The following is a 4,638-nucleotide window of genomic DNA, read 5'->3' as shown; positions in this document are numbered from 1 at the left end:
CCACGCCGGCGCGCGCCACCAGCACAGCGGCATATAATTCCAGCAGTACATAGAGAAACCAGAGATGGGTGAGGGGAAATCTCGGCAGCACCGGCGGCCATCGTGACGGGCCGGGCAGTGGCCCGCCATTGGGAAAGTTGGCGGCCCAGAAGGTGACCGCCGCCATCGCGGCGAACAGGATGGGCCAGCCGATCACGAGGGGTAGCGCAATGCGCTGCAACCGGTCCTTGATGAAGCCCGAGGCGCCGCGGCGATGGAAACTCAAATGCGCGAAGAAGCCGGCGATCAGGAAAAAGGTCGTCATCCGGAACACGTGGATGGCAAAGAACAGCACGCCCAGCGTGATGCTGGGATGAATATCCTGGATGATCCAGACCCGAGATGGTCCGGTCGGCATGAACGACAGCGTCGCGTGCAGGACAATGCCGAGCAGCAGGGCAAAGCCCCTGACCGCGTCCAGGGCGTGCAGCCGCTCCGGTGCTTGCTCGACATTCGCCATGGAAGCCTCAGGACTGGGACGAAGGAATCGGGTGGTCGTTGCAATATGCAACACCGTGCAACTCCCTTCTTGCCCGATCCAGAATTCGGCTAACCGATTTCTCAGCCCGACTGGCCGATCTTTAGATCGTCGCCTTCCGATCTGATGGCTTGCAATCTGGCGAGGGCGTCACGCCGGAATTCGGTCGGCGTGATGCCGGTATCGGCCTTGAAGGCGCGGTTGAAGGGACCGATCGACTGGAAGCCGGCATCCAGCGCGATGGTCAGCACCGGCACCTCGCGCTGGCTCGGGTCGGACAATGCGCCCTTGGCATCGTCGAGCCGGTAGCGGTTCAGGAACGCATTGAAGTTGCGGTAGCCCATCCCTTCGTTGATGATCTGGCGCAGCCGGTAGTCCGGTAGGTCGAGTTGTGCCGCCAGCGAGGCGATGGTGACGCCGTCCTGCCGGTAGACCCGCTCGACAATCATCAGATGGTCGAGGCGGCGCAACAGGTGCGGCGCGACCTGACTGTTACCGTTATCTGTGCGGGGCTCGATGCGGGCCAGCCGACCGGCATGGCGAGAGGCGGCTGCCGCGGCGACCATCGGGCTGGCCGGCCGCGGATAGAACAGACTGGCTCCCGCCAGAGCGGCCAATGCCGCCAGGCTGGCAGCGCTGAGCAGGCTGCCGGGAATCCCATAGCTCGCGACCGAAACAGACATCAGGTCCGTAGCGGTGATCGGGACGATCAACATCAGCGACAGGATCAGGACCGCGGCGCGTAGCTGGCGTCGGCCACCGACCAGGTCGGTGCTCCATGTCCGCACCGTCTGGACCGCGGCGGCGAACGACATCACCAGCGCGATCACCGACAGCGACCGTGCGGCGGCCTTGGCGAAGATCGGCCAGATGGTCCATGTCAGGAACACCGAGAACCCGAGCGCCACAACGGCCAGCCACAGCAGACCGTGCCAGCGCCGCAATTCGAACTCATCATCGATAGCTGCCCGCGCCCACAGCCAGAAGATCACCGGATTGGTGGCGAGGAACGGCACGGTCCAGATCTGCGTGGCCTTGGGCACGAATGGCGCGGTGGCGATGGCATAGGCCGCGCCGCCGGTAGCCATCGCCGCGCCGAGCAGTTTGAGCTGATCCGACGGCCGAACGCGCAGCAGCACCACTACGGTCATCAGGAACAGCCCGGCGGCGGCGCCGCGCAGGCCAAGGTCGAGGGCGATGAGTCCGATGCCGTTCACTGCCGAGCGTTCCTTGTCGGTGAAGTCCGAGGATAGCAGCCGATTTACGGTCTGTGCTATCAGCTCGTGGATATTTCAAGCGACGTGCCCCATTGAATGAGCCGCAGCCATTATCAAAGCGCGGTGTTTTTCGAGCCGCGCTTGACGTCAGTTTCGACGGTGACAAGCCGCTGCTGACAGCCGGGCAGCCCACTGATAGAATGATTGTCGTCATGACCACTGCTGAAGACATCGAAAAAGCCGTTGAACGGCTGGCCGCGCCAGAGCTGGCGCGGTTCCGTGCCTGGTTCGCGGCCTTCGATGCCGGGCATTTCGATGCCGCTGTCGCCCGGGACGCGGTTACAGGCAGGCTGGATGCGCTGGCCGAGGAAGCGCTTGCCGCGCATCAGGCGGGCCAGTCCCGCGAGCTGTGAAACATCACGCTTCGCCGCGTTTCTGGGCGGCTTATGACGCCTTGCCGTCGACGGTCAGGCGTCACCCAGACGCCAACTACGCGCTGCTCAAGACCGATCCGCGCCATGCATCGCTGCAGTTCAAGAAGGTCGGCCGCTTCTGGTCGGCCCGCATCGGATTGCGCCATCGGGCTTTCGCCATCGAAGTGGAGGGCGGCTACCTCTGGTTCTGGATCGGCAGCCATGCCGACTACGATCGCCTGATCCGATAGGCTGCATCCGCCGGTGCCAGGGCTTCGGGAATTCCGCCGCGCGATCAACGCTGACGTAAGGGCGTAGGATGGGTAAAGCGCAGCGAAACCCATCATTGCCTGGCATTGACGTGATGGGTTTCGCAAGGGCTCAACCCATCCAACGCTTCAATTTCCATATTGACAAAAATCCTACAAGACTATAATCTAAACCTGTCCTGTCCATGAGGGGCGCTTCATGAGGCGTCTTGGAGTGGGGCGGGAGGCGGCGCCCGCGGGCGGGGGGAGGACGTATCCCCACGCACTCGGGAGGCCCGGGTGGCCGTCCGGCCCTACTAAGGGGGCCTGCCTTGAATGGCTGGACGCGGACAGCGAAAGGCGGGGAAATCCCGCCGGAGTGGCGCAAGCCACGGGCTGGCCCGGAAGTACGGCCCCGGAGCCTGAAAGACGCCGCGGTGGCGCGCCGAGAGGCGACGCGATTGCAGCTCGCCGGCAACGGCGAAGCGGATCGCGACCCACGCTACCCCATCGCGCCTCGAAGGCGCGCCACCACCCCTCATGGGTCGAGGGGCGGAATACCGGCAAAACCCGGGCCTTCGCCGCCGCGGGAACGTAAACGGTTGCCCGAAAAGGCGATTACACCGTGACCCCCGATCACTTATGCGCTACGCAAAGCCATTCTCCCGGAGCTACCCCATGAGCCGTCGCGACAAGAAACCTTTGGTCAAATCCCGTGGACCCGCCGGTCCGCGCGGCAAGGGCGGGCGGCCGAAAACGGCCGGCACGACGACGAGCGGTCCCAAGCCGGGGCGTCCCAAGTCTGCCAGTACTAAGTCTGCCAGTACGAAGGCTGCCGGTGCCAAGGCGGCCCGTTCGGACAATGAGCGGCCGTCCTTCGGCAAGGCCGGGCGCATCAAGAGCGATCGGCCGATGAGTGCCCGACCGCCGCGCGAGCGCGCCGGCGAGCGCCCGGAGCGATTCGAGCGGTCGGAACGGCCGCAGCGTGCCGAGCGTCCGGAGCGCGCCGAGCGATCTCCCGAGCGCGGTTATGGCGAGCGTCCGCAGAGCGCGCGGCCAGTGCGCGAGCGCCCGGCTGGTCGCCCCGAGCGGGCCGAGCGTCCGGAACGATCCGTGCGGCCGGCGTTTCGTCCGCGAACCGAACACGCCGCCGAGCGCGGCAAATCCGAGCGCAGCTTTGGCGATCGCCCGACCTCCGCGCGTCCGTCGCGCAACCGCATCGATGCCGCGCTGGATCGCCACGAATGGGGCCCGAGCGAGCCGCGCGATACCCGTTTCGAGAGCCCGGAGCGCGGCGAGCGTCCGGCCCGCGATGCGCGCCCCGAGCGTGCCGGCAGCCGTCCCGAACGAACCGAGCGCCCGCAGCGAACCGAGCGTTTTGGCAGCGAGCGGCCCGGCAATGACCGCCCGATGTCGCGTGGCGGCCGGCCGCCGGCGCGCAGCTCGGCGCCGCGCGAGCCCAAGCACGAACGCCCGCCCTATGATCCCGACACCTTCGTGCCGGAGCCCAAGATCGTGGTGCCAAAGGCGCCGCTGCCGACCGCGGTCGAGATGGCCGTCGTCACCGCCGACGAGGCCGGCATGCGCGTCGACCGCTTCCTCGAAGCGCGCTTCGAGGGCCTGTCGTTTTCCCACATCCAGCGCATCGTCCGCAAAGGCGAGCTGCGCATCAACGGCAAGCGGGCCGATAGCAAGGACCGGCTGGAAGAGGGCCAGACCGTCCGCATTCCGCCGTTGAAACTCGACGCGCCCAAGGTCGGCGGTGGCGAACTGTCGGAAGCGGCGCAGAAGACGCTGGAAGCGCTCAAGGAGATGATCATCTTCGAGGACGCCGACGTCATGGTGCTGAACAAGCCGGCCGGCCTCGCCGTGCAGGGCGGCTCCGGCACCATGCGCCATGTCGACGGCATGCTGGAAGTGATGCGCGATGCCAAGGGTCAGAAGCCACGGCTGGTGCATCGCCTCGACAAGGACACCGCCGGCTGCCTCTTGATCGCCAAGACGCGCTTCGCCGCGACCAAACTCACCGGCTCGTTCCGCGAACGCTCGGCGCGCAAGATCTACTGGGCGCTGGTCGCCGGCGTGCCGAAGCCGAAGCAGGGCCGGATCTCGACCTATCTCGCCAAGGAAGAGAACGAGGAAGACACCATCATGCGCGTCGCCCAGCATGGCGACGAGGGCGCCAGCCATGCCGTCACTTATTACGCGGTGGTCGAAACCTCCGCGCAAAAACTGGCCTGGGT

5 protein-coding genes are annotated in these 4,638 nt (G+C 66.1%); 2 read left to right on the top strand and 3 right to left on the bottom strand.

The features are described 5' to 3' along the window. The 3 genes from Q0S16_RS22625 to Q0S16_RS22615 form a co-directional block, all read right to left on the bottom strand. Nucleotides 1-499: acyltransferase family protein (locus Q0S16_RS22625; protein ID WP_295853423.1), on the bottom strand; the 499-nt coding region annotated here is incomplete at its 3' end. A gap of 101 nt (nt 500-600) precedes the next feature. Beyond that, complete coding sequence (locus Q0S16_RS22620; protein ID WP_295853420.1) at nt 601-1,734, bottom strand: helix-turn-helix domain-containing protein; 1,134 nt, start codon at nt 1,732-1,734, stop codon at nt 601-603. A 113-nt stretch (nt 1,735-1,847) separates the two neighbouring features. After that, the gene (locus Q0S16_RS22615; protein ID WP_295853417.1) at nt 1,848-2,120 is read right to left on the bottom strand and encodes a hypothetical protein; all 273 of its coding nucleotides are present in this window, start codon (nt 2,118-2,120) and stop codon (nt 1,848-1,850) included. A gap of 23 nt (nt 2,121-2,143) precedes the next feature. Between Q0S16_RS22615 and Q0S16_RS22610 the strand changes: the two genes are divergently transcribed. Together Q0S16_RS22610 and Q0S16_RS22605 are read left to right on the top strand one after the other, a co-directional pair. Continuing rightward, nucleotides 2,144-2,398: a hypothetical protein gene (locus tag Q0S16_RS22610; protein ID WP_295853414.1), complete on the top strand. Its 255-nt coding sequence runs from the start codon at nt 2,144-2,146 to the stop codon at nt 2,396-2,398. 909 nt (nt 2,399-3,307) lie between these two features. Further along, nucleotides 3,308-4,638, top strand: a 1,331-nt coding sequence (locus Q0S16_RS22605) for a pseudouridine synthase (RefSeq protein WP_295853409.1), incomplete at its 3' end; no start/stop codon positions are given.

This window comes from Tardiphaga sp., assembly GCF_025356345.1.
Classification (GTDB): Bacteria; Pseudomonadota; Alphaproteobacteria; order Rhizobiales; family Xanthobacteraceae; genus Tardiphaga.
This window is presented reverse-complemented; position numbering and strand designations above follow the sequence as displayed.

Excerpts from the sequence above, each read along its gene's own strand:
- Q0S16_RS22615 (WP_295853417.1), bottom strand. The coding sequence starts at position 2,120 with ATGCGCGGCAAGCGCTTCCTCGGCCAGCGCATCCAGCCTGCCTGTAAC.